The following is a 24,003-nucleotide window of genomic DNA, read 5'->3' as shown; positions in this document are numbered from 1 at the left end:
TCAGGATAAAAACCTGAGAGGAAACCAGCATGCCCCGTTCCCCCGACTATCTCGGCGCCACCGGCATCGGGGTCAGCGACCTGGCCAAGTCCGTGGACTTCTACACCCGGGTCCTGGGCATGAAGCAGGTTCAGACCTTCAAGCTCGACTATATGGACGAGGTGGTGGTGGCCTTCGAGGGCCGCACCGCCGTGGTGCTGATGCACTATACCGACGGCTCGGAGCGCAACTACAAGGACAACCCGGTCAAACTGGTCTTCTACGTCACCGACCCCAAGGCGGTCAGCGACAGGATCAAGGCCGAGGGCCTGACCATCATCCGTGAGCCGGCGCCCATCGCCAGCCTGGGCGGGGCGATGGTCGGCCTAGCCAAGGACCCTGACGGCTACACCATCGAACTGCTGCAGGCGCCTCCGGCCAAGACCGAGACCCAACCCGCTGCGGCCGCCATCACCGGGGCCTAGGCGCGCGGATAGAGAATGATCTGCGTGCAGCGGAAGGCGGCCATCAGCTTGCCGGTGGCGCCGTCCGTGAGCGTGGCGTCCCAGACCTGGGTGGTGCGGCCGCCGTGCAGCATCTGGGCGGTGCAGACCACCGCACCCTCCCGCAGGGTGCTCATGAAGTTGCACTTCACTTCCGCCGTCGTGAAGCCGCTGGCCCCCTCGGGCCAGACAGTGGAGACCCCGTAGGCGCAGAGGATGTCGGCCACCGACAACAGACAGCCGGCCAGCAGGAAACCGGTGTGGGCCACCAGGTCGGGCCGCACCTCGAACCGGCCCACCACCTTGCCGTCCTCGACCTCGGTGACGGTCAGGCCCAGATGGCCCGGCAGCTTGCCTTCGTTGGCGCGGTTCAGGTCCTCGACGGACGTGTTGTTGCTGGTCTTGGCCATGGCGTTTCCCCTCTTTGACGCCATCTAGCCGAAAGCCGCACCGCTGTGTCAGGGTCGCGCCGAAAAATGCGCGGAGGGCCGATGGCCGGGATGGATCTGAGCCAGGTGGCCGAGCGCCTCGCCGCGCGGGCGCCCGCGTCGGGGACCTACATCATAGGCGTCACCGGGGCGGTGGCGGCGGGCAAGAGCGTCTTCGCGGCCGCCTTGGCCAAGCACCTTGCGGCGGACGGCGCGCGGGTGGAGCTGGTCTGTACCGACGGCTTCCTGTTCCCCAACGCCCGCTTGGCGGAACTGGAAATCCTGAACCAGAAGGGCTTCCCGCCCTCCTACGACCACACAGCCCTGCGCGCGGCGCTGGAGGGCGTCCGCACCGGACCGACCCTCTTCCCCGGCTATTCCCACGTGACCTACGACATCGATCCGGCCCTGGCCCGCACCCTGGACCCGCCGGACATCCTGATCATCGAGGGGCTGAACCTGATCCCCACCCATGGCCCGTCGCTGATCGACAGCCTGATCTATCTGGATGCGCCCGAGCCCGACCTGGAGGCGTGGTATGTCGCCCGCTTCCTGGGCCTATGGGAGGCCGCCGAGCATGACCCCGCCTCCTTCTACGCCCGCTTCCGACAGATGAGCCGGGCCGAGGTGGAAGGGTTGGCGAAGACGGTCTGGGAGAAGGTCAATCTGAAGAACCTCCACGACCATATCGCACCCGCTCGCGACCAGGCCGACCTGGTGGTCCGCAAAGGGCCCGGGCACGAGATCGTGGCGGTCGAGACGCGCGGCTGATCAGTAGACGATCGGCCGGGCCTTGCGGTGATAGCGGCTGCAGTCGTCCTCCACGACGCGGATGCGGCGCTCGGCCAGCTCGGCCTTCTGAGCCTCGATGTCGGCGTTGTAGAGGCAGGGCAGGACCACGGTCATCGGCAGGTGCTGGTCGTCGCTGAGCGCCAGGACGAACTTGGCGATGCTCTGGCGCATCATCTGGAAGTCGGCCTGCTGACCGCGCACGAAGCCGCTGCGGGCGCCGTAGCCGCTGACCGCCAGGTCGCCTTCACGGGCCACGGCCGGCCATTCGGCGTCGCCACCCTCGAAATTGCCGCGGGCGATATAGTTGGCGAGGTTGATGATGTCGAAGGGGTCACCCTGGAAGATCGGCCGGACCAGGGCCACGGCGTCGCGCTCGTTCAGGCCGACGAAGCGGGCGCTGAACCCGGCGTCCACCGTGGTCTGGAAGGCGACCCGCCCCGAGCGACGCTCGACGATGCGGTATATGGCGCGGCTGCGGCTCTCGAAGGCGCCGCCGATCGACGAGCCGTTCAGATCGACGAACGCCACCTGCAGGCCGTAGCGGGCGGCGATGGGGGTGGGCGCCAGCATGCCGGAGTCTTCCAGCATCCGCGCCAGCTTGGGCCGGAACTGCCGCTGGTTGGCCTCGGCAAACAGGAAGGAGTGCTGGCTCATGCCGGTGACGTAGTCGATCGTCACGGTCTGATAGAACGGATGGCCAGGCGGCACGGCGAAGGCCAGGCCGCTCTTCAGCGGCGGCCGCTGCAGTTCGATCATGGTCTGGCGTGAGGCGCAGGACGCCAGTCCGACACTCAAGACCGCCACCAGGCTCAGCAACCAGCGCATGGAAATCCCCCAACGGCCAAGCTTTAGCCGCGGGATGGATAACGGAAGATTACACGATGGAGCCTGCGGGACGGCGCGGCCTCAACCTCTCGTCAACCAATCCGGCTTCCTGTATCACCGGAACATATCCCGAACGCACTTGAGTCTCCGCATGACCGCCATCCGTATCCTCGGCCTCGATCCTGGCCTGCGCCGCACCGGCTGGGGCGTGATCGAGATCGAGGGCGCGCGGCTGACCCACGTGGCTCACGGGGTGATCGCCCCCAAGGATAGCCTGCCCTTCGCCGAGCGCCTGCTGGCCCTGTTCGTGGGCATCAGCGAGATCGTCGCCCTGCACAACCCCCATGAGGCGGCGGTGGAGGAGACCTTCATGAACAACAACGCCGCCTCGGCGCTCAAGCTCGGCCACGCCCGCGCCATGGCCCTGGTGGTGCCAGCCCGCGCCGGCCTGCCGGTGGCCGAATACGCCGCCACCGTGGTCAAGAAATCCGTGGTGGGCACAGGCGCCGCCGACAAGACCCAGGTGGCCTTCATGATCGCCCGCCTGCTGCCCAAGGCCGGGCCCGCCACCGCCGACGCCGCCGATGCGCTCGCCGTCGCCATCGCCCATGCCCACGCCCGCAAGGCCCGCAGCTTCGGAGCCGCGGCGTGATCGGGCGGCTACGGGGCCTGGTGGCCGAGGTGGGCGAAGAGGACGCCCTGATCGACGTCGCCGGCGTCGGCTACGTCGTCCGCTGCGGCTCGCGCACGCTGGGCCACCTGCCGGCCCTGGGCGAGGAGGCGGTGCTGCACGTCGAGACCCAGTGGTCGGAGGCCACCGGCATGCGGCTCTACGGCTTCCTCGGCCGCGATGAGCGCCGCGCCTTTGTGGTCCTGCAATCCATCCAGGGGGTCGGTCCCAAGGCGGCGCTCGGGGTGTTGGACATCCTGTCGCCGGCTGAACTGGCCCAGGCCGCCGCCCGCGAGGACAAGGCCACCGTGGCCCGCGCCAACGGGGTCGGCCCCAAGCTCGCCCTGCGCATCGTCACCGAACTGAAGGACAAGCCGCTCACCGATGGGCCGGTAGCCGCCTTCCACGCCACCGCGCTCGCGCCCACGCCGCCGGCCCCGTCGGCCACCGGCGAGGCGGTCTCGGCCCTGATGGGTCTGGGCATCGCCGAGGTGAACGCGCGCCGCGTCGTCGAGCAGGCCGCCCTGCGCCTGGGGGATGACGCCACCGTCCAGGTGCTGATCAAGGCCGGCCTGCAGGAACTCGGCCGATGACCCGCCTGGTCTCCGGCGAGGAAGTCCCCCTCGAGAGCCACGACAAGGCGCTTCGGCCCCAGACGCTCTCCGAATTCGTCGGTCAGGAGCAGGCCAAGGGCAATCTCTCGGTCTTCATCGAGGCCGCAAAGGCCCGGGCCGAGGCCCTGGACCACGTCCTGCTGTTCGGCCCGCCGGGCCTCGGCAAGACCACGCTCGCCCAGATCGTCGCCCGCGAACTGGGCGTGAACTTCCGCGCCACCAGCGGGCCGGTGCTGGCCAAGGCCGGGGATCTCGCGGCCATCCTGACCAACCTCGAACCCCGCGACGTGCTCTTCATCGACGAGATCCACCGTCTGCCGGCCAATGTGGAGGAGATCCTCTATCCGGCCATGGAGGACCACGTCCTCGATTTGATCATCGGCGACGGCCCCTCGGCGCGCTCGATCCGGATCGACCTGGCGCCCTTCACCCTGGTGGCGGCGACAACGCGCGCGGGCCTGCTGGCCACGCCGCTGCGCGACCGCTTCGGCATCCCCCTGCGCCTGGAGTTCTACACCCACGGCGAACTGCAGAAGGTGCTGACCCAGGCCGCGCGGAAGATGAACCTGGAGCTGTCGCCCGACGGCGCCCTGGAGATCGCCGCCCGCGCCCGGGGCACCCCACGGGTGGCCGGCCGGCTGCTGCGCCGGGTCCGCGACTTCGCCGCCGCCGACGGCGCGACTCTCATCGACCAGAAGGCGGCCGCCAAGGCGCTCGCCCGTCTCGACGTAGACGAGGCCGGCCTCGACGCGCTCGACCGCCGCTACCTGCGCGCCCTGATCGAGAACTATGGCGGCGGCCCCGCCGGGGTCGAGACCCTGGCCTACGCCATCGCCGAGGCCCGCGACGCGGTGGAGGACGTCATCGAGCCCTATCTGCTGCAGCAGGGCTTCATCCAACGCACCCCGCGCGGCCGCATGGTCTGCGCCAAGGCCTACACCCACATCGGCCTCACCCCACCGCCGCAGATCCAGGCCGGCGGCCAGGCGGGGTTGTTCGAGGAGGAGTGAGCGAAACGCCGCTCATCCCGGCGAAGGCCGGGACCCAGATACATCTCCGGCGCCTGGCGCCTGATCCAAGAGCGACGCCTGTACATCATCTCAAATAGCCCTGGGTTTCACCTGGGTCCCGGCCTTCGCCGGGATGAGCGGATCATATGGTCCTCGACCGCCTCGCACCCGTCGCGGCATAAGGGGTTGATGCGTACCCTTTCCCTGATCCTGCTGGGCGCCGTGCTCTGGTTCCTCGGCGCGGCCTTCATCCGCCTGGCCCTGCCCTACGGCCTGTTCAGCGGAGGCTACGCGACGGCGATCCTGTTCGGGGTCACCGCCCTGCTGGCCCCGGTGCTGCTGAGCCTGGCTCATCGCCTGACCGCGGGGGGCAAGACGCCGCGCCTGCCCACCGCGGCCATCCTCTGCCTGGTGGGGGTGCTGCTGGACGCCGTGGCCATGACCTGGTCGCCCGAGCTCTATGCGTCGAACCCCGCCCGCCTAGTGGGCGGGGCGGCCTGGCTGCTGTTCGGGGTCGGCGCGCTTCTCACCTCGGCCATGCTGCAGGACCGCACCCGATGATCCAACCCTATGCCGGCGAGATCGTCGGCCGTGAACACCAGTTGCCGGTGCGCATCTACTACGAGGACACCGACTTCACCGGGGTCGTCTATCACGGCCAATATGTGCGGTTCTTCGAGCGCGGCCGCAGCGACTTCCTGCGGGTGGCGGGCATCGGTCATGCGCAGCTTCTGGACCGCCCGGACCCCGCCGCCTTCACCGTCGTGCGGCTGGAAATCGACTTCAAGGCGCCAGCCCGCATCGACGACGCGCTCCTGGTGCGCACCACCTATGACCGGATGGCCGGACCTCGCCTGTTCATCGACCAGAAGATCACCCGAGGCGAGCAACTGATTGCGCAGGCCGTGGTTGAGGCCGCCTGTATCGATCTGAATGGCAGGCCCCGAAAGCCGCCTAAGGAACTCATAGCGACGCTCCGGCCTCTATTTTGCTAAGGCTAGGCCATAAGTTCGACACCGCGCCGTCCTAGGCCAATCCTGGTCGGACGCAAATCACGGAGCCCAGGCCGCATGGACCCCGCCGTCCCCGCCGCGATCACCCCGGAAACCTTCTCGTTCATCGCCCTCTTCATGCGCGCCGACTGGGTGGTGAAGAGCGTGATGACCGGCCTGGCCCTGTCGTCGCTGTGGTCCTGGACCGTGATCATCGACAAGTTCTTCCGGTTCTCCGTGCTGAACGGCCAAGCCGACAAGTTCGAGAACCAGGTCTCCTCCGGCCGCAGCCTTGAGGACATCGCCGCCGAGGCCGGGGAGCGGCCCAAGCACGCCCTGCCCCGCATGCTGCAGGGCGCCCTGCGCGAATGGCGCGACGCCCGCGGCAAGGGCCTGTCCACCGACACCCAGGCCGCCTTCCTGATCCAGCGCATCGACAGGGTGCTGGACACCACCATCGCCCGAGAGGCCCAGCGGGTGGAGGACGGCCTCGGCTCGCTGGCCATCGTCGCCACCGCCTCGCCGTTCATCGGCCTGTTCGGCACCGTCTGGGGGATCATGAACGCCTTCCAGGAGATCGCCATCCAGAAGAACACCAACCTGGCCGTGGTCGCCCCCTCCATCGCCGAGGCCCTGTTCGCCACCGCCATCGGACTGATCGCCGCCATCCCGGCCTATATCGCCTACAACAAGTTCTCCACCGACGCCTCGCGCTACACCGGCCGTCTCGAGGGCTTCGCCGACGACCTCTCCACCGCCATCCAGCGGCGGCTGGCGGACCGGGCCTAGAACCATGGCGATCTCAAGCCACGACGCCTTCTCAGCCTCAGGCGGCGGCCGCCGCCGCCGTCGCCGTGGCGGCCGGCGGGGCGCGCTGTCGGAAATCAACGTCACACCCCTGGTGGACGTGATGCTGGTGCTGCTGATCGTCTTCATGATCTCCGCCCCGCTGCTGACCGTAGGCGTGCCTGTCGAGCTGCCAAAGACCGAGGCCGGGTCCATGCAGGACCAGTCCGAGCCGCTGACCGTCTCCATCCGCGCCGACGGCTCGCTGTTCGTGCAGGAGGAGCCTGTGGCCTTCGCCGGCCTCTCGCCGCGCCTGCGCGCCATGGCCGGCGACACCACTAAGCCGATCTATGTCCGCGCCGACGGCCGGGCCTCCTATTCGGCGGTGGCCCAGGTGATGGCGGCCCTGTCGACCTCCGGCTTTTCCTCGATCAACCTGATCACCGACACCGGCGGCCCCTCGTCCGGCGGAACCCCCGCCTCGGACAAACCGGCGGGTTGAGGCCGGCATGACGCGCACCCGGTCGGACTTCTCCGCGGCGATGATCGTGTCGGTGCTGCTGCACGGCAGCGCGCTGATCGCCGCCCTGATTTCCTGGCCCAAGGCGCCTGCGCAGGTGGGAACCACCGTCCCGGTGAACATCATCTCCACCGCCACCTATACCGACCTGCGCGCCGCCGCCCAGGCCGCCCAGGAGCAGATGGCGACCACCGAGCAGCCGGTCCCCGACGCCCCGCCTGAGGCCGCCGTCGAGGCGCCCCTGCCTGACCCTCTGCCGCCCGCGCCCGCGCCACAGCCCGCGCCGACACCGACGCCGGTGAAGCCGGCGCCTGCCAAGCCTACGGCCGATCCCATCGCCAAGGGCCAGCAGAAGCCCGCCGCCAAGCCTCAGAAGGCGCTCGATCTCGACGCCCTGTCGGCCAGCATCGCCAAGTCCCGCCCCGCCGGCGGCAAGACCTCGTCGGCCGCCAAGGGCCCCAACAAGCAGGAGACCGCCTTGGAGGCCCGCGCCGCCGCCGGCGCCGGCAAGGGCGTCTCGGCCAGCGCGCTCGCGGGTCTGGTCTCCCAGATCGAACGCCGCTGGAACCCCAACTGCGAGGTCGAGGGCGGCCGAGACGTGCGCGTGCGCGTCACCTTCACCCTCTCGGCCACCGGCCAGGTGGTGGGCGCGGTGGAGGCCGGCGGTCAGGAATCCTCGTCCAATCCCGTGGTCCGGGCCGCCGCCGAGCGCGCCATCCGCGCCGTCCGTCAGGCGGCCGCCGACAAGGCCCTGCCTCGCGAAGTCTACGGCCAGGCCTGGGCCCCCACCTTCAACGCCCAGGAAGCCTGCCAATGAGCCGTCCCAAGGAGACTCGTCCGATGCGACTGAAGGCCCTCTGCCTGGCGCTCGCCAGCTTGCTGCTCGCCACGGTGTCGCTGGCCACGCCGGCCGCCGCCCAGATTGAGATCAACGTCAACAAGGGCGACGTCCAGCCCCTTCCCATCGCCATCCCGGCCTTCGGCGGAACCCGCGGCGCCGACATCGCCCAGGTCATCACCGGCAACCTGGAACGCTCGGGCCTCTTCGCCCCCATCGGCCAGCAGGCCTATATCGAGAAGAACCTCAACGTGGCCGTCCAGCCGCGCTTCCCCGACTGGAAGGCGATCAACGCCCAGGCCCTGGTCAATGGCCAGGTCACCGTCGAGGGGGGCCGGCTGCAGGTCGATTTCCGCCTGTGGGACGTCTATTCCGAACAGCAGCTGCTGGGCCTGCAGTTCACCTCCACCCCGGAGAACTGGCGGCGCGTGGCGCACAAGATCTCCGACGCCGTCTATGAGCGGCTGACCGGGGAGAAGGGCTATTTCGACACCCGCATCGTCTTCGTGTCGGAGACCGGCGGGCGCCTGAACCGTACCAAGACCTTGGCCATCATGGATCAGGACGGGGCCAATCCCAGCTACCTGACCGACGGCTCCTACATCGTCATGTCGCCGCGCTTCTCGGCCACCAGCCAGGAGATCACCTACATGACCCTGCGGCCGGAGGGCTCGGCCATCTACCTGTTCAACCTGGAGACCGCGCGCCGCGAAAGCATCGGACAGTTCCCCGGCATGGTCTATGCGCCGCGCTTCTCGCCCGACGGCGGACGCGTCGCCTTCTCCGTCGAGCGGGGCGGCAACAGCGACATCTATGTGATGAACCTGAAGAGCCGCACCTCGGCGCGGCTCACCTCCGACCCCGGCATCGACACCTCGGCCTCGTTCTCACCGGACGGGACCAAGATCGTCTTCAACTCCGACCGCGGCGGGTCGCCCCAACTCTACATCATGAATTCCGACGGATCGGGGGTTCGTCGCATTTCCTACGGATCAGGGCGCTATACCACTCCTGTCTGGTCTCCCGTGGGGGACTTCATCGCCTTCACCAAGCAGACGGGCGGGGAGTTCCACATCGGGGTCATGCGGCCGGACGGCTCGGATGAACGGCTTTTGACCACCAGCTATCTCGACGAGAGCCCCACCTGGGCGCCGAACGGGCGGGTGCTGATGTTCAGCCGGGAAACGCCGGGCGGACCGCCGCGTTTGTGGACGGTGGATGTTACAGGTCGGATACTGCGGCCGGCGCCCTATCCGGGCTCCGGTTCAGACCCGGCTTGGTCTCCGCTGCTCAACTAACGAGAGAATTCAGGTGTAAGGTTTGCATAGTGGCGGTCATTTGAAATGTCCGGCACATGGAAATGCAGGTACAGTTTAGTGAGTGGCGCGGTTGGCGCCGGCGAAATCCAGCTTAAGGAGAAGCCCAACATGAGCTTCAGCACCAAGCACGCCCTTCGACTGGCGCTTGTCACCACCGCGGCTCTGTCCATGGCCGCCTGCGCCAGCAAGCCCAAGCCCGGTCCGGGCGTCGGCCCTGGCCCCGGCCCCGGCTATCCGTCTCAACCGGGTCCCGGCCCGGGCATGGGCAACGTGGTCCCGGGCTCGATCCAGGACTTCGTCGTCAACATCGGCGACCGGGTCTATTTCGACTTCGACCAGTACGACATCCGCTCCGACGCCGGCCCGGTTCTGGACGCCCAGTCCCAGTGGCTGATGCGTTATCCCAGCGTCCAGGTTCGCATCGAAGGCAACGCCGACGAACGCGGCACCCGTGAGTACAACCTGGCCCTCGGCGCCCGTCGCGCCAACTCGGTCCGGGAATATCTGGTGAGCCGCGGCGTGTCGCCGGCGCGGATCTCCACCGTGTCCTTCGGCAAGGAACGCCCGATCGATCCGGGCACCAGCGAGGACGCCTATCAGCGCAACCGGAACGGCCACACCGCCATCACCGGCGGCGCGCGCTAAGTCGCGCTAAGTACCAGTTCGAGGAGAGTGCGAGAGGGGTCCCGGCAACGGGACCCCTCTTTGCGTTCTGGACTATTCCTATGGACGGGCCCCAATTTGGCCCACCCGACCTGAAGATGATGACCGCATGACCCTTCGCCGCCTCGCCCTCGCCTCCGCTGCCGTGCTCACCCTGGTCAGCACGGCGCCCGCCTTCGCCCAGACCCCCATCGATCCCCTGGACGCCCGCGATGCGCGCCGCCTGGACCGCATGGAACAGGTGATGCGCGAGCTGCGCTCCATCGTCTTCCAGGGCCGCGACTCCGGCAAGCCAGTGGTCGTTCAGCCCGCCGAGACCGACTACCAGCTCCAGGAACTGACCCGCCGGATCGCCGATCTGGAACAGGCGCTCACCCGGGTGAACGGCCAGCTGGAGACGACCAACCACGACCTGGAACTGGCGCGGCGCGACACTGAGACCCTGAAGCGCGACAACAAGGCCCTGGCCGACCGCCTGGGCGGTGTCGAGCAGAAGCAGGCGGCGCCCGTGGCCGAGGCCGCGCCCGCGCCGGACCTCGCCGGCGGCTCCCCCAATGCGGCCGCGCCGGTCCAGACAGCCTCGGAGGCCTTCACCGCCGCCCGCCAGCTGATGCTCAGCGGCGACTATACCGGGGCCGAGGGCGCCTTCCGCGACTATGTCGAGCGCTATGATGACAGCGCCAAGGCCCCGGAGGCCCGCTACTGGCTGGGCAAGACCCTGGTGGCCCGCGGCGCCAATTCAGACGCGGCCCAGGCCTATATCGGCGCCATCCGCGGCTGGCCCGCCACCGGCTGGGCGCCCGACGCCACGGTGGAGCTGGCCCGCGCCCTGATCGTCCTCAAGAAGCCCACCGACGCCTGCCAGATCCTGGGCGAGTTCGACCGCCGCTACCCCAAGGCCGTGGCCGCCGTGAAGGGCCGCGCCGCCGCCGCCCGGACCCAGGCCAAGTGCGCGGCCTAGCCGCGGCTGTCCAACAAGATCTCGACCGCCGCCTGCGGAGCGCCTCCCCCGCGCCGATCGCTGTGGCGCTTTCCGGCGGCGGGGACTCCCTGGCGCTCGCCTTGATCGCCGCCGACTGGGCCCACGCCCATGGCCGGCGCCTGTTGATCCTCACTGTCGATCATCGCCTGCGCGAGGAGAGCGCCGCCTGGACGCAGGCCTGCGCCGCCACCGCCGCGCGACTGCGCGCTGATTTCCGGGCCCTGGCCTGGGAGGGCGAGAAGCCCACCACCGGCCTGCCCGCCGCCGCCCGTGCGGCCCGCCACCGCCTGATCGCCGACGCCGCGCGAGAGGCGGGGGCGAAGGTCGTGCTGATGGGCCACACCGCCAGCGACCGGCTTGAGGCTGTGGCCATGCGGGACACGGGATCGACGACGCCGAGCCCCCGGGCGTGGGGCCCCTCGCCCGCCTGGCCCGAGGGCCGGGGTGTGTTCCTGCTGCGGCCCATGCTGACCCAGACCCGCGCCGACATCCGCGCCTGGCTGGCCGGACGGGGCGAGACCTGGATCGAGGACCCGGCCAACGAGGATCACAGCTTCGCCCGCGCCCGCGCGCGGGCCAGAATGAGCGGCGGAGAGACAGACGATCTCGCGCCACCTCGCGACCTCGCCGACCTGGCCCGCGCCACCACCGACCTGGCCGGAGGCCTCGCTGTTCCCCGCTCGGCCCTCCAGGACGCCCCAGGCGCCTTCCTGGCCGCCGCCTGCCTCTGCGCCGCCGGAACCGCCCGCCCGCCGCGTGCCGACGCCCTGGCGCGCTTGGCGGAGGCTTTGCGGGGCGACGCGCCCCTCGTCGCCACCCTGGCCGGGTCGCGGATCGAGGCCGACGACAGCCAGGTGCGGTTCCTGCGGGATGCGGGCCGCAGGGGCGTGGCGCCCCTGACCCTGGCGGCCGGGGAAACCGGCGTCTGGGATGGCCGGTTCGAAATCAACACGGATCGCGACGTCACGATCCAACCGCTGACCGGCCATGCCGCCGGGCTTCCGGCGGCCCAGCGCGCGGACCTCAAGCGCCTGCCGGCCGGCGCGCGGGGGACCTTGCCGTTCATCGTCAGCGCGGGCTCGCCGGTGATTGGCGCGATCCCAGGCGTGTCCAGCCGCCCCCTGGCCCTGGATCGGCTGCGCGCCGCCTGCGGCCTGGTGGAGGGGGAACCGGCCTAGCCGCAGACCTGCGTTCTCTGCTATGGACGCGCCGTGAGCGGCCGCCACCGGCCTGAACCCGAGCCACGGAAGGAGATCGTCATGCGTCAGACCGCCGACCTTCAACCTTCAATTTCGGGTTTCAATGCACCTCATCAAATGGCTGGCGCGGGTCTTCTCCGCGCCTAGGCGCCCTCATGCGCCAAACGGGCGAGACGCCGCTCTCCTGCGACGCCGGCTCTCCGGACGACTTTCGAACCATCTGCAAAAGGACGTCGGGGTCGAAGACCCCCTCGACTGAGGACCTAAAGGCCCGCGGCCGAATGGCCGCGGGCTAACCTTCCGCCATCACATGCTCGATCCCGACGATGATCGGGTCGGCGAAGCGTTTTCCGAGCAGGGTGGAGTGGTTGGCGCCGACGATGTTGGCGAGATAGCCCCGCGTCGAGGCATGGGCCGGGGCGTTCTGGATCGTCTTCAGCCGCTGCGGCAGTCGCGTGCCGCCGGCATTGACCACCGCCACCGGCAGGTCCGGATGATAGTGGCCGATCTCGCGCCCCTGGGCTGAGGTCGCCGACCAGTGCAGCACCTCCTCCGCCGACCAGCGGGCATGGCTGGCCAGGCCATAGATGCGGCGCTTCTCGGTGGAGGCCTCGCCCTCCAGACCTATCTTGTCGCCCACCACCAGGGCGAACGGCTTCATGAAGCCGATCCCGGCCCAGCGGTTCACCAGCTTCATGGCCCGACGGAAGCCGTTGATGGCCCGCGCCGCGGCCGGCGCATTGATGGTCTCCGGCGTCACGGCGTCCACCAGAACGACACCGCTGACCCGTTCACGGTTGCGGCCCACGAAGATCCGCAACATCAGCCCGGCCATGGAGTGGCCCACCACGATCAGCGGCCCCTCCTCGCCCAGATGGCGGAGCAGGGCCTCGAGATCGGCGGCGATGGCGCGGCCGTCGCGGGGTTTGGGGCCCGGATCGGAATAGCCGAGTCCGGCCCGGTCATAGGCGAGACTCCGCAGGCCCTTGTCGGCCAGGCGCTGCTGCACCACCGCCCAGTCGGCGGCGCAGCCGAAGGCGCCGCATTCCAGGAGGATCAGCGGCTCGGCCGCCTGCGGCCCCGCCCGGACCATGCGCAGGCGGCGCCCGCCGATGTCGACGAGCTGTCCGCGCGTGGGGTGGAATCCGGCCTTGGCCATGGGCGAGACCTAGGAGTCGCCTAGGTCCCACGCAAGGCTGATTTACGGCTATTTCCAGACGACCGTCTGCGGCGCCTCGGAAGACCCGTAGTCGATCTCCACCCGGGTCACCGCCTTGGCGCCGGCGGGCACATCGAAGGGCGCCCGCGCCAGGGTGGGCTTCAGCGTCACGGGCGCCGCGCCGTCGAAGCTGACGCGGACCATGCGCACCCCCAGTTCGGGATTGGCCAGGTATTTGGGCTGGTCAGCGGCCGCGCCCTTCTCGGTAACCACGAAGAACCGCTTGGTCTGGCTGGCGCCGGCGTACCACATGATGTTGAGCTGCTTGCCGCCCACCCGCCAGTTCGGGGTCATGGCCACCGTGGCGTCGGAGCCCTTGGTCTTGATCTGCGTGCTCTGGACCGGAAGGATGCCGTGAGCGCCCTCCTCGGTCGAAAGCGCCAGACCCGCCGGCGCCGCCGGGGCCGCGGGTTCGCTCTTCCCGCAGGCGGCGAGGGATGAACTCAGTAGAAGCACGGACGCGAGCGCAAGCCCGCTAAAGCCTGAACGCATGGGTCGTTTCCTCGTTTTTATGACACGAGGATGGGCACAAGCTTGGCCATGCCACAAGGCCGTGCGCCGGAGCCTTGCTGGGGTTAGGTTCGCGCACCTGACGATGAGGGGATTCGACCATGCTGCGACTGATTCTGGCGGTGATTCTCGGGCCCCTGATCGGGCTGGTGGTGCTGGGCGCCATCGACGGGGCGGCCAACATGATCTTCCCGCCGCCGCCCGGTGTGAACCTCACCGATCCGGCCGCCATCCGCTCGGCCACCGCCATCCTGCCCTTCGGCGCCCAGGTGGGGACCATCCTGGCCTGGCTGCTGGGGGCGCTTGCCGGAGCCTGGAGCGCCAACCTGATCGCCGGTCGCCGAGCCCTGGCGGGCCGCATCGTCAGCGGCCTGTTCCTGGCTTTCGCCGCCTGGACGATGGCCACGACGGCCTATCCGCTGTGGACGCGGGTGGGGCTGATCGCGGTGCTGATTGCCGCCGTGGCCGCCGATCGGGCCTCGGGGAGGCCTAGGAATTAGCCGCGAAGGTCAGGGTCTGGCGGACGCGACCGCCCTTGCCCTTCTTCCCGTGCTTGCCCTTGGCCAGCTTGGCCTCCATCAGGGCCCTCTTGCTCTCCGGAATCTCGGAGACCGTGGCGATGCGCACCCGGGGCGAGACATAGGCGCCGAGTTTCAACGGCAGGTCGGCGGCGGTGGCGAACTCACGGTTCATGAACACCAGCGGGTTCAACGGCTTGCCGTCCTGGCGGATCTCGAAGTGGACGTGAGGGCCCGTCGACGTGCCACTGGAGCCCATACGGCCCACGCTCTCGCCGGCCTCCACATAGGCGCCCCGCTTCACGCCGCGCTCGATCTTGCCGAGGTGGGCGTAGAAGCTGGTGAGGCCGACACCGTGCTCAACCTCGACATAGCGGCCATAGGAGGGGCTCTCGCCGGCCCGCTTCACGATGCCGTCGGACACGGCCAGCACCTTGGTGCCGGTGGGGCCGGCGATGTCGACGCCCTCATGCAGGCGGCCATGGTCTTCCCAGGGCAGGCGTCGCAGGCCGAAGGGGGAATTGATCTTCTCGCCGGGGACCGGATTGCCGCAGTCGAAGACCGGCGGCGGGGCGGGCGGCTCAGCCGCCTCGGCGGGCGCATCGGCGACCACGGGCGGGGCGGGTTTCTTGTCGGTGGGCAGGGCCGCATAGGCGACCGTGGCGACGCCCAGGGCCAGGGCCCCAGCAAAGGCGGCTTCCAGCCCGAAATGGCGCACGCGATCGGTCGTCGATGAGAACTTCGAAAACAAACGGAACCTCTTCCAGTATAGTCGAGCTTAAAATTCGTCCGCTAGAGGTTGTGCGGAACAGCTTCGACCAATCGCCACGGGTATGCGGCGGCTAAGTGCCGTGGCTTTAAGACCAAAAATTGACGGCGTTAAGGATTAGCTTTGAACCTATTGTCGCAGAGCCGGATGAAGCTCGACCATAGATTCAACTGGTAAAGGTTCTCCTAGCCGGGCTGCGACAAAATCGCCGGCGAGACTCGTGAGGACCTGGAAGCCGTACGGGAAGGCATCGCCCCTCTGCTTTGCCTTCTCCCCTTGCGGGAGAAGGTAGCCCTGCGGAACAGGGTCGGATGAGGGGTCGATAGGCCTATCCGGAAAGCCCTTCCCGGCAGAGCCGGGCCGTTCAACACGAGCATGAGGCCTGACCAACCGTTCGTGTGGTTCGTGGTTCCAAGTCTTACGGTGGTGACGCTGCGAGCCGGACAAGATTGTCCACGAACCACACGAACCACACGAATGAGGAGCTCACTCGTCCAACGGAGCGCGACCCCTCATCCGACCGGTCTCCGACCGGCCACCTTCTCCCGCAAGGGGAGAAGGGCGCGCCACGATTGAAGCAGCCCCTACAGCCCCTTCAGGATCCCCTCGACCATCTTCTTGGCGTCGCCGAACAGCATCATGGTGTTGTCGCGGAAGAAGAGTTCGTTCTCGACCCCGGCATAGCCGGAGCTCATGCCGCGCTTCACGAACAGCACGGTGCGGGCCTTTTCGACGTCCAGGATCGGCATGCCGTAGATGGCGCTGGTGGGGTCGGTCTTGGCGGCCGGATTGGTGACGTCGTTGGCGCCGATCACAAAGGCCACGTCGGCGCTGGCGAACTCGGCGTTGATGTCCTCCAGCTCGAAGACCTCGTCATAGGAGACGTTGGCCTCGGCCAGCAGCACGTTCATGTGGCCGGGCATCCGACCGGCGACCGGGTGGATGGCGTACTTCACCTCCACGCCCTCTTCCTTCAGCTTGTCGCCCATTTCGCGCAGGGCATGCTGGGCCTGGCTGACGGCCATGCCGTAGCCGGGGACGATGATCACCTTGGACGCATTCTTCATGATAAAGGCCGCGTCCTCGGCGGAACCCTGCTTGACCGGCCGGGTCTCGACCTTGCCGCCGGCTGCGGCAGCCGTGTCGTCGGCGCCGAAGCCGCCGAGGATCACGGAGATGAAGCTGCGGTTCATCGCCTTGCACATGATGTAGCTGAGGATCGCGCCCGACGAGCCCACCAGGGCCCCGGTGATGATCAGCGTCACGTTCTCCAGCGTGAAGCCCAGGGCCGCCGCCGCCCAGCCGGAATAGGAGTTCAGCATGGAGACCACGACGGGCATGTCGGCGCCGCCGATGGGGATGATCAGGGTGACGCCGATCAGCAGGCTGAGGCCCGCGATGGCCCAGAAGGCCCAGATCGCCTGGCCGCCGCTCATCACCAGCACCACCACCAGGGCGACGATGGCCAGGGCGATGACGATGTTCAGCAGGTGGCGGGCGGGCAGCATGATCGGCGCGCCGCTCATGTTGCCGTTCAGCTTCAGGGCCGCGATGATCGAGCCGGTCAGGGTCACGGCCCCGATGGCCAGGCCCAGGCTCAGCTCCACCAGGGAGTTGAGGTGGATCTGGCCGGTGGCCTTATCCAGGATGCCGTAGGCGGCGGGCGTATAGATGGCGGCGATGGCCACCAGACAGGCTGCGGCGCCCACCAGGCTGTGGAAGGTGGCCACCAGCTGCGGCATCGAGGTCATGGCGACCTTGCGGGCGATCACCGCGCCCACGGTGCCGCCGATGGCGACGCCGCCGACGATGAGGCCCAGCGTCAGGGTGTCCAGCGCCTGTTGCCCCCAGAGGGTCAGCAGGGTGGTGGTGACCGCGATGGCCATGCCGATCATGCCGTTGCGGTTGCCCGCCTGGCTGGTGGTGGGGCTCGACAGGCCGCGCAGGGCCAGGATGAAGAGAACGCCCGAGACGATATAGGCGATGGCCGCGAGATTGGCGTTCACTTCGCGGCTTCCTTCTTCACGGGGTCTTTCTTCTTGTACATGGCCAGCATCCGCTGGGTGACCAGGAAGCCGCCGAAGATGTTGACCGCCGCGAAGGCCGCGGCGATGGCGCCGGCCCCCTTGGAGATCAGGACGTTCTGGGTCAGGCCCGCGTCCGGGGCGCCATGGGCCGCGGCGGCCAGCAGGGCGCCGACGATGATCACCGAGGAGATGGCGTTGGTCACGGCCATCAGCGGGGTGTGCAGGGCGGGCGTCACGCTCCAGACGACATAGTAGCCGACGAAGATCGCCAGCACGAAGATCGCCAGGCGGAAGACTGTGGGGTCGACGGCTTCCATCGGTTCCTCCTTGGGATCTAGCTGTTCAGCGAGGGGTGGACGACCTTGCCGCCCTGGGTGACCAGTGCCGCCTTGAGGATCTCGTCCTCCAGGTCGGGGGCGAGCTTGCCCTCCTTGTCCAGCAACAGGCCGGCGAAGGCCATCAGGTTGCGGGCATAGAGGGCCGAGGCGTCGGTGGCGATGCGGCCGGGCAGGTTGGCGACGCCGAGAATCTTCGCGCCATTGGCGGTGACCGCCACCTCGCCCAGCTTGGCGCCGACGACGTTGCCGCCCTGCTCGATGGCCAGGTCCACCAGGATCGAGCCCGGACGCATGGAGGCCACCTGTTCAGCGCTCACCAGCTTGGGCGCGGGCCGGCCGGGGATCAGGGCGGTGGTGATGACGATGTCCTGCTTGGCGATGTGGCTGGAGACCAGGGCCGCCTGCTTGGCCTGGTACTCGGCGCTCATCTCCTTGGCGTAGCCGCCGGCGGTCTGGGCGTTCTTGAACTCCTCGTCCTCGACCGCCAGGAACTTGGCGCCGAGGCTCTCGACCTGTTCCTTGGTGGCGGGACGCACATCGGTAGCGGTCACGACCGCGCCGAGGCGCCGCGCCGTGGCGATGGCTTGCAGGCCGGCGACGCCGACCCCCATCACGAAGACCTTGGCCGCGGCGACGGTGCCCGCCGCGGTCATCATCATGGGCATGGCCCGGCCATAGGCCTCGGCGGCCTCGATCACCGCGCGGTAGCCGGCCAGGTTGGCCTGGGACGACAGGGCGTCCATCACCTGGGCGCGGGTGATGCGCGGCACGAACTCCATGGCAAAGCCGGTGGCGCCCTTGGCGGCCAGCGCCGTGAGCGCGTCCTTGTCCATGTGCGGGTTGAGCAGGGCCACGACGATGGCGCCGGCCTTCAGGGCCGCGATCTCGGCGGCCTCGGGGGCGCGGACCTTGAACAGGATATCGGCCTTGCCGATGGCGGCCTTGGCGTCCTTGGCGATCTCAGCGCCGGCGGCCTGATAGTCGGCGTCGGGATAGGCGGCGGCCGTTCCGGCGCCGCTCTCGATCACCACCGAGAACCCGGCGACGATCAGCTTCTTCACCGTCTCGGGGACGGCGGCGACCCGGGTCTCGCCGGCGCGGCGTTCGATGGTGACGGCTATGACGGCCATGCGCCTGTTTCCCCCAAGTCAATATTGGCCGGACCATACGGGGGGCAGCGTGAGCTTGTCCAGCTATGGACGGGACGGATTCGAACGTTTGTTTGAATCACACAGACGACATCGGGCGCGCCGAGGATTCGACGCGCCCGATAGATCTGTCAGCAGAGCGCGCGGCCAGCGCGCGCCAACCGCCCTAGTGGTCGGCGGCGGGCTTTTCGCGCAGGAAGACGACGCCCAGGCCGAACATGACCACAGCGCTGATGAAGCCCGCCAGGAAGCCGGCCGGGGTGCAGAACCACAGGACCAGCAGCAGCAGCATGGATGCGATCGCCAGCGAGCCCCACTTGGTCAAGCCGTTGAACAGGTTGAACGTGGCGACCTGCTCGGAAATGTCCATGTCGCCGCGGTGATATTCGGAAGCCATAGAAGGGCGTCTCTCAGACTGGGGAGGAGATGGAAGGGGGCTGACCTACACCGTCGGCCGCGATGGCTCAAGCGCGCCTTATGTCTCAGCCCGGCCAGCGGGCCAAAAGGCCGCGCAACGCCGCGATCAGCGCCAGGGGCTGATCGACCATGATGTGGTGGGCCGAATCGGGGATGGCGATTTCCAGCATGTCCCTGGGCAGGGGCGAGGGCCGATCGTCGCTGATGCGCGACTTCACCACCGACCGGTCGCCATAGATGTGCACCAGGGGCACGGTCACCTTGGGCGGGCCTTCGGCGGTCATGCCCATCATCACCGTGCGGTCGAGCTTGTTCCACATGGCCGGGTCGAACCGCCAGGTCCAGCCCTCGCCGCCACCATCCGGCAGCGGCGCGCGCTTGAGCGAGCGGCGGGCGATGAAGTCGGCGATGAACAGGTTGCCGGCCACCTGCGGCGGCATGAAGCGGAAGCGGGCCAGCGCCGCCTCTTCAGTCGGATAGACTCGGGCGGCGCGGTCGCCGGTGGGGATGTTGCGCACCTGCTGTTCCATCATGCGCTTGGCTTCCGGCGAGTTGGGCGGCGGGCCGCCGAAGCCGGTGTCCACCAGAACCGCGGCGCGCATGCGCTCGGGGTGAGCGGCGGCGGCGAAGAACACCTGACTGCCGCCGAAGGAATGGCCGATGTAGATCGGCAGGGCGCCGCCGTCATAGAGGCCGGTGGCCCGGGCCACGGCCTCGGCGTCCTCGGCGAAGTCCTGGAAAGCGTAGCTCTCGCGCCAGTCCGAGGCGCCCATGCCGGCCAGCGACATCGAGGTGACCCGATAGTCCTGGGCCAGGAAGGGCGCGATGAAGCTCCACCAGTCGGCGTGGGCGGAGTTGCCGTGCACCAGCAGCAAACCCGGCTTGCCCAGTTCGCCCCAGCTCAGGGCTTCGATCTGAGTGCCCAGCGAGGTGACGAAGGTCCGCTCCGGCTCCTGGGCGATGGCGTCCAGGAACCACTCGGGCGCATCGGGATGGCGGCCGCGGAACGGCGCCAGGGGCGCCTGGACCTGGGGCGGCAGGCTGCCGGGTTCGGAATGGATGGGACGGTCGTCGTAGCCGACGGGCGCACCTTCCTTGATCGCCGGATCCAATGCCATCAGGCGACTCCCCGCGCTTCCCGCTCGCCCGCCTTGCGGGAGATCGAGCGGATACCCTTGTAGATCCCCGTGCCGGTGATCAGGGTGCGGTCACCGCACCAGATCCGGCCCCGGACCGTGAACACGTCGTCCTGCTCGGTGATGACATCGCTGGTCCCCTCCACCCAGTCGCCCATGTGGGCGCCGGAGAGGAAGTCGGTGGTCAGCCGCACCGTCACCCAGCCGATCTCGCGCTTGTTGGAGATCACCCGGCCCCAGGCCATGTCGGCGAAGCTCATCAGCATGCCGCCGTGGCAGTTGTTCATGCCGTTGGCGTGGTGCTCTTCCACGCGGAAGGCCATCACCTCGTCGCCGGTCACCGTGTCGCGGCGGGAATAGAACGGCCCGACCGTGCGGCCGAACCCCCGGTTCCAGAGGTTGATGACAAAACCATCTGGGACGATGGCGGTCTGGACTTCGGTCAGATCATCGGACATCGCGCAGGGAAATAACCCCCGGTCGCGGATTGGCAAGCCCTTGATGACGCTGCGGCGGGTTCAGCGGCCCCAAGCGCCTCGGTGCAGCACCACGCGATAGCCGTCGGGGTCCGCAAAGCTGATCCCGTGATCGTCCCAATAGGGGTTGAAGGATTCCACCGGGCTGTGGCCGGCCGCCTCCAGCCGCGCGATCGCCGCCGCCCGCGCCGTCTCCTCCGGGAAATAGAAGGTCAGCAGGTGGTCGGGATTCGGCGCGGGGCCCACCTCGTGCCCGTGGGCCTGGGTCAGTTCCAGATGCCAGGGCGCGCCGGGGAAGCCCAGGATCACCCCGTCGAACCCGGCATGACCCCGGAAGCTCGCCAGCTCCAGCAACCCCAGCCCCTCCCGGTAGAAGGCGGCCACGGCGCCCAACTGGTCGGTGGGCCGCGCAATGCGCAGGGTCAGGCCGGCGAGGGACATGGTCAGGGCTTCATCGTCCGCGCGGTGAGGTCCGCCGAGCCGTGCAGGATGACGTCCTCCGCGGAGCTGGCCAAGCCTACGCCCACCGAACCGGCTGCGATCCGCCAGCCCGGCAGGCTCGCATCATAGTTGGCCAGGAGGCGGGCGTCGGCGGTCACCGTCACGCGGCGGGTTTCGCCGGGGGCCAGGGCCACCTTGGCCCAGCCGATCAGGCGCTGAGAGGGCTTGCCGTCCGAACCGGTCACGGTCGCATAGACCTGGGGGGTGTCGGTCCCGGCCACCGGGCCGGCGTTCTTGACGTCGAAGCTGGCCGTCAGGGTCTCACCGCCCGCGACTTCGAGCTTCGCGTACTCGAAGTGCGTGTAGCAAAGCCCGAAGCCGAACGGGAACAGGGTCGCCGCCCTGGTCTTGGCGAACCAGCGGTAGCCGACGTCGGCGCCCTCCGGGTGCTCCACTGAGAAGCGGCCCTTGTGCTGCTGCACGTCGGGGCGGGTGGTGGGCAGGGTGGCGCCCTCCACCGGGGGCCCGAAGATCTGGCCGGGGATTTCCGGACGGACCAGATCCTCCACTCCGCGCGGGAAACTCATGGGCAGGCGGCCAGACGGATTGACCGCCCCGAACAGGATGTTGGCGATGGCCTCGCCGCCGCGGGTGCCAGGATACCAGGCCTCCAGCACGGCGTTGACGTCGTCCAGCCAGGGCATCAGCACCGGGGTCCCGGTCTCCAGCACCACCACCGTCTTGGGATTGGCGGCGGCCACGGCGGCGATCAGCGCGTCCTGGTCGCCCGGCAGCGACAGGCTGGGCAGGTCCTCGGCCTCCGTCGCCCATTGGTCGGCGAAGACGATGGCGACGTCGGCGTCCTTGGCGGCCGCCGCCGCCTCGGCCGGGTCCTCGCCGGAGACGAAGGTCAGGGCGGTGTTGCGGGTCATCTCGCGGATCGCCGCGACAGGCGACGACGGGTGATAGGTGACCTTGGCGAAGGCGCCGGCCAGGCCGGCCACCTCGATCTCATGGCCGGGTCCGCCCACCGGAATCACCTGCGACGAGCCGCCGCCGGACATCACCCCCTTGTCGGCATGGGCGCCGATCACCGCGATCTTGCGGATCGAGGCGGCCAGCGGCAGGACGCCGTCGTTCTTCAGCAGAACCGTTCCGGCCTCGGCGGCTGTTTGAGCCAGCTTGGCGTTAGCCTCGTAGTCGGTCTCGCGGCGGGCGGTGGGGTTATCGAACACCCCCTTGTCGAACAGGCTGCGCAGGATGCGGTGGACCATGTCGGTCAGGCGCTCGAAGGGCACCTCCCCCTGCTCAACGGCCTCCTTCAGAGGCGCGCCGAAATAGACCTGCTTGTCGAGCTGCTCGCCGCTCTCCTGGTCCAGGCCCGCCATCACCGCCTTGGCCGTGGAGTGGACCGCCCCCCAGTCGCTCATCACCCAGCCGCGGTATCCCCAGTCGCGCTTGAGCACCTGGTTCAGCAGGAAGTCGTTCTCGCCGGCCCACTCGCCATTGACCTTGTTGTAGGCGCACATCACCGAGCCGGGATCGCCGCGCTCGATGGCGATCTGGAAGGCCAGCAGGTCGCTCTCGCGCAGGGCGCCCTCGTCGATGCGGGCGTCCACCACGTGGCGGCAGGTCTCCTGATCGTTCAGGGCGAAGTGCTTCAGGGTGCAGACGATGTCATTAGACTGGGCGCCCTTGATCGCCTCCCCCACCAGCACCCCGGCCAGCAGCGGATCCTCGCCGAGATATTCGAAATTGCGCCCGCAGCGGGGCTCACGGGTCAGGTTGGCGCCGCCCCCCAGCAGGACGTTGAAGCCCTTGTCGCGGGCCTCGGCGCCCACCATCACGCCCGCCGCATGGGCTAGCTCGGGGTCCCAGCTGGAGGCAAGCGACAGGCCCGACGGCAGGCCCGTGGCGCCGTCGCCCTTGCGCACCTGGCGCGGGTTGGCGATGCCCAGGCTGGCGTCGGTCTCGTTCAACGGCGGGATGCCCAGGCGTTCGATCCCGGGGATGTAGCCTGCCCCCATGGCCGCGTCGGCCGGCGGCGGGGTGACCATGGCGGGCATCGGCCCATGCACCAGGGTGATCATCTCATCCAGGGTCAGCTGGGCGATCAGCAGCTTGGCGCGATTGTCCGGCGACAGGGATTTGTCCATCCAGGTCTGGGTCATCGATGCGTCCTCCCGCGTTGTTGGCGCGACCCTATTTATTTTAGTCCACCTGGGCAATAATCATCGCATGACCGCGCTCGCAACCCGTCCCCGAGGCCGCCCGGCCCGCACCGCGCGGCCGGTGGAGGAGACCCGCAGCGTCATCCTGGAGGCGGCCCTGAAGCTGTTCTCCCAGCGCGGCTTCCAGGGCGCGGCCATGCGCGACATCGCGGCCCTGGCCGGCGTCGAGCACAGCGCGCTCCGCTACCATTATTCCGACAAGGCTACCCTCTGGCGCGCCGCGCTCGCCCGGCTGATCGTCGACATGAACGCCCACATGGCCGCCGGCTGGCGGGCCACGGCGGGCCTGCCGCCGCTGGACCGGTTCAAGGCCACCCTGCGCGACTACGTCCGCTACTGCGCCCGCCATCCCGAGCATGCCCGCATCATGGTGCAGGAGGCCATGGGCGAGTCCGACCGCGTCGCCTGGATCGCCGACAACATCGTCGGACCCCAGCACCGGGGCATGGCGCGCCTGCTGAAGACCCTGATGGACCAAGGCCACCTGCCCCGCCTGCCGATGCGCAACTTGATCTACATGCTGTCGGCCGCCGCCCAGTCGCCCTTCACCCTGGCCGGCGAGGTGCGCCACGCCTATGGCGTCGACATGTCCGACGACGCCGAGATCGAGCGGCACGCCGACGCCCTCATCGCCCTGCTCATCAGAGACTAGG

29 protein-coding genes are annotated in these 24,003 nt (G+C 68.9%); 16 read left to right on the top strand and 13 right to left on the bottom strand.

The genetic code is table 11. The annotated features are described in order from the left end of the window. Positions 1–29: 29 nt before the first annotated feature. The gene (locus JKL49_RS03605; RefSeq protein WP_215338343.1) at positions 30–464 is read left to right on the top strand and encodes a VOC family protein; all 435 of its coding nucleotides are present in this window, start codon (positions 30–32) and stop codon (positions 462–464) included. Here the strand turns inward: JKL49_RS03605 and JKL49_RS03600 are convergent. Further along, positions 461–892, bottom strand: a complete 432-nt coding sequence (locus JKL49_RS03600; RefSeq protein ID WP_215338342.1) for a PaaI family thioesterase — start codon at positions 890–892, stop codon at positions 461–463. The two genes, JKL49_RS03605 and JKL49_RS03600, sit on opposite strands and share 4 nt — an antisense overlap. 81 nt (positions 893–973) lie before the next feature. On the opposite strand from JKL49_RS03600, the gene JKL49_RS03595 reads away from it, so the two are divergent. Beyond that, the gene (locus JKL49_RS03595) at positions 974–1,681 is read left to right on the top strand and encodes a type I pantothenate kinase (protein ID WP_215338341.1); all 708 of its coding nucleotides are present in this window, start codon (positions 974–976) and stop codon (positions 1,679–1,681) included. On the opposite strand, the gene JKL49_RS03590 is transcribed toward JKL49_RS03595, so the two are convergent. Beyond that, complete coding sequence (locus JKL49_RS03590) at positions 1,682–2,527, bottom strand: hypothetical protein (RefSeq protein WP_215338340.1); 846 nt, start codon at positions 2,525–2,527, stop codon at positions 1,682–1,684. Positions 2,528–2,678: 151 nt separating this feature from the next. Here JKL49_RS03590 and ruvC point away from each other — a divergent pair, with 151 nt between their 5' ends. The 12 genes from ruvC to tilS all read left to right on the top strand — a co-directional run bounded on the left by ruvC (position 2,679) and on the right by tilS (position 12,099). Continuing rightward, entirely contained in the window at positions 2,679–3,179 is a 501-nt protein-coding gene (gene ruvC / locus JKL49_RS03585; protein ID WP_215338339.1) for a crossover junction endodeoxyribonuclease RuvC, read from the top strand. After that, positions 3,176–3,790 carry a Holliday junction branch migration protein RuvA gene (gene ruvA, locus JKL49_RS03580; RefSeq protein ID WP_215338338.1) on the top strand — a complete coding sequence of 205 codons (615 nt, stop codon included), beginning with the start codon at positions 3,176–3,178 and terminating at the stop codon, positions 3,788–3,790. The genes ruvC and ruvA overlap by 4 nt, the downstream gene beginning before the upstream one ends. Next, the gene (gene ruvB / locus JKL49_RS03575; RefSeq protein ID WP_215338337.1) at positions 3,787–4,821 is read left to right on the top strand and encodes a Holliday junction branch migration DNA helicase RuvB; all 1,035 of its coding nucleotides are present in this window, start codon (positions 3,787–3,789) and stop codon (positions 4,819–4,821) included. Before ruvA ends, ruvB begins: the two co-directional genes overlap by 4 nt. Positions 4,822–5,010: 189 nt before the next feature. Further along, positions 5,011–5,382, top strand: coding sequence for a hypothetical protein (locus JKL49_RS03570; protein ID WP_215338336.1), 372 nt, complete (start codon positions 5,011–5,013; stop codon positions 5,380–5,382). After that, positions 5,379–5,816, top strand: a complete 438-nt coding sequence (locus tag JKL49_RS03565) for a YbgC/FadM family acyl-CoA thioesterase (protein ID WP_215338335.1) — start codon at positions 5,379–5,381, stop codon at positions 5,814–5,816. The genes JKL49_RS03570 and JKL49_RS03565 overlap by 4 nt, the downstream gene beginning before the upstream one ends. Before the next feature lie 75 nt (positions 5,817–5,891). Then, positions 5,892–6,602 (top strand): protein TolQ, encoded by a 711-nt coding sequence (tolQ, locus tag JKL49_RS03560; protein ID WP_215338334.1) that lies wholly within the window; start codon positions 5,892–5,894, stop codon positions 6,600–6,602. A gap of 4 nt (positions 6,603–6,606) precedes the next feature. After that, positions 6,607–7,101, top strand: a complete 495-nt coding sequence (locus tag JKL49_RS03555; RefSeq protein WP_215338333.1) for an ExbD/TolR family protein — start codon at positions 6,607–6,609, stop codon at positions 7,099–7,101. A gap of 7 nt (positions 7,102–7,108) precedes the next feature. Then, positions 7,109–7,936, top strand: coding sequence for an energy transducer TonB (locus JKL49_RS03550; RefSeq protein WP_215338332.1), 828 nt, complete (start codon positions 7,109–7,111; stop codon positions 7,934–7,936). A gap of 23 nt (positions 7,937–7,959) precedes the next feature. Beyond that, on the top strand, positions 7,960–9,255 hold the full coding sequence (gene tolB / locus JKL49_RS03545; protein WP_215338331.1) for a Tol-Pal system beta propeller repeat protein TolB: 1,296 nt from the start codon (positions 7,960–7,962) through the stop codon (positions 9,253–9,255). Between the two features lie 129 nt (positions 9,256–9,384). Then, positions 9,385–9,921, top strand: coding sequence for a peptidoglycan-associated lipoprotein Pal (pal, locus tag JKL49_RS03540; RefSeq protein ID WP_215338330.1), 537 nt, complete (start codon positions 9,385–9,387; stop codon positions 9,919–9,921). 127 nt (positions 9,922–10,048) lie between these two features. After that, positions 10,049–10,900 (top strand): tol-pal system protein YbgF, encoded by an 852-nt coding sequence (gene ybgF, locus JKL49_RS03535; RefSeq protein WP_215338329.1) that lies wholly within the window; start codon positions 10,049–10,051, stop codon positions 10,898–10,900. Further along, positions 10,888–12,099, top strand: a complete 1,212-nt coding sequence (gene tilS / locus JKL49_RS03530) for a tRNA lysidine(34) synthetase TilS (RefSeq protein WP_215338328.1) — start codon at positions 10,888–10,890, stop codon at positions 12,097–12,099. The genes ybgF and tilS overlap by 13 nt, the downstream gene beginning before the upstream one ends. Before the next feature lie 313 nt (positions 12,100–12,412). Here the strand turns inward: tilS and JKL49_RS03525 are convergent, their stop codons facing one another. Together JKL49_RS03525 and JKL49_RS03520 are read right to left on the bottom strand one after the other, a co-directional pair. Continuing rightward, a complete protein-coding gene (locus JKL49_RS03525; RefSeq protein WP_215338327.1) occupies positions 12,413–13,279 on the bottom strand; it encodes an alpha/beta fold hydrolase in 867 nt (288 codons plus the stop codon). A gap of 48 nt (positions 13,280–13,327) precedes the next feature. Then, positions 13,328–13,831 carry a hypothetical protein gene (locus JKL49_RS03520; protein ID WP_215338326.1) on the bottom strand — a complete coding sequence of 168 codons (504 nt, stop codon included), beginning with the start codon at positions 13,829–13,831 and terminating at the stop codon, positions 13,328–13,330. A 119-nt stretch (positions 13,832–13,950) separates the two neighbouring features. On the opposite strand from JKL49_RS03520, the gene JKL49_RS03515 reads away from it, so the two are divergent. Beyond that, positions 13,951–14,349 carry a hypothetical protein gene (locus JKL49_RS03515; RefSeq protein ID WP_215338325.1) on the top strand — a complete coding sequence of 133 codons (399 nt, stop codon included), beginning with the start codon at positions 13,951–13,953 and terminating at the stop codon, positions 14,347–14,349. Here the strand turns inward: JKL49_RS03515 and JKL49_RS03510 are convergent. From JKL49_RS03510 to JKL49_RS03470, 9 genes are all read right to left on the bottom strand, one after another. After that, a complete protein-coding gene (locus JKL49_RS03510) occupies positions 14,339–15,085 on the bottom strand; it encodes a M23 family metallopeptidase (protein ID WP_347340349.1) in 747 nt (248 codons plus the stop codon). The two genes, JKL49_RS03515 and JKL49_RS03510, sit on opposite strands and share 11 nt — an antisense overlap. Positions 15,086–15,720: 635 nt before the next feature. Next, a complete protein-coding gene (locus JKL49_RS03505) occupies positions 15,721–17,142 on the bottom strand; it encodes an NAD(P)(+) transhydrogenase (Re/Si-specific) subunit beta (RefSeq protein ID WP_215338323.1) in 1,422 nt (473 codons plus the stop codon). Next, on the bottom strand, positions 17,139–17,480 hold the full coding sequence (locus JKL49_RS03500; protein WP_215338322.1) for a proton-translocating transhydrogenase family protein: 342 nt from the start codon (positions 17,478–17,480) through the stop codon (positions 17,139–17,141). The genes JKL49_RS03505 and JKL49_RS03500 overlap by 4 nt, the downstream gene beginning before the upstream one ends. A 17-nt stretch (positions 17,481–17,497) precedes the next feature. Beyond that, positions 17,498–18,631 (bottom strand): Re/Si-specific NAD(P)(+) transhydrogenase subunit alpha, encoded by a 1,134-nt coding sequence (locus tag JKL49_RS03495; RefSeq protein ID WP_215338321.1) that lies wholly within the window; start codon positions 18,629–18,631, stop codon positions 17,498–17,500. Positions 18,632–18,815: 184 nt separating this feature from the next. After that, complete coding sequence (locus JKL49_RS03490) at positions 18,816–19,046, bottom strand: aa3-type cytochrome c oxidase subunit IV (RefSeq protein ID WP_215338320.1); 231 nt, start codon at positions 19,044–19,046, stop codon at positions 18,816–18,818. An 85-nt stretch (positions 19,047–19,131) separates the two neighbouring features. Then, entirely contained in the window at positions 19,132–20,184 is a 1,053-nt protein-coding gene (locus JKL49_RS03485; RefSeq protein ID WP_215338319.1) for an alpha/beta fold hydrolase, read from the bottom strand. After that, positions 20,184–20,660 (bottom strand): PaaI family thioesterase, encoded by a 477-nt coding sequence (locus JKL49_RS03480; RefSeq protein ID WP_215338318.1) that lies wholly within the window; start codon positions 20,658–20,660, stop codon positions 20,184–20,186. The genes JKL49_RS03485 and JKL49_RS03480 overlap by 1 nt, the downstream gene beginning before the upstream one ends. 60 nt (positions 20,661–20,720) lie before the next feature. Then, on the bottom strand, positions 20,721–21,119 hold the full coding sequence (locus JKL49_RS03475; RefSeq protein ID WP_215338317.1) for a VOC family protein: 399 nt from the start codon (positions 21,117–21,119) through the stop codon (positions 20,721–20,723). A 2-nt stretch (positions 21,120–21,121) separates the two neighbouring features. Next, positions 21,122–23,290 (bottom strand): beta-glucosidase, encoded by a 2,169-nt coding sequence (locus JKL49_RS03470; RefSeq protein WP_249778015.1) that lies wholly within the window; start codon positions 23,288–23,290, stop codon positions 21,122–21,124. 67 nt (positions 23,291–23,357) lie between these two features. On the opposite strand from JKL49_RS03470, the gene JKL49_RS03465 reads away from it, so the two are divergent. Beyond that, positions 23,358–24,002, top strand: a complete 645-nt coding sequence (locus JKL49_RS03465; protein ID WP_215338316.1) for a TetR/AcrR family transcriptional regulator — start codon at positions 23,358–23,360, stop codon at positions 24,000–24,002. The last annotated feature ends 1 nt before the right edge of the window (position 24,003 follow it).

The organism is Phenylobacterium glaciei (genome assembly GCF_016772415.1).
In the GTDB taxonomy this organism is placed as follows: domain Bacteria; phylum Pseudomonadota; class Alphaproteobacteria; order Caulobacterales; family Caulobacteraceae; genus Phenylobacterium; species Phenylobacterium glaciei.
The sequence above is the reverse complement of the archived record's forward strand: the minus strand, read 5'-3'. Positions and strand labels throughout refer to the sequence as shown.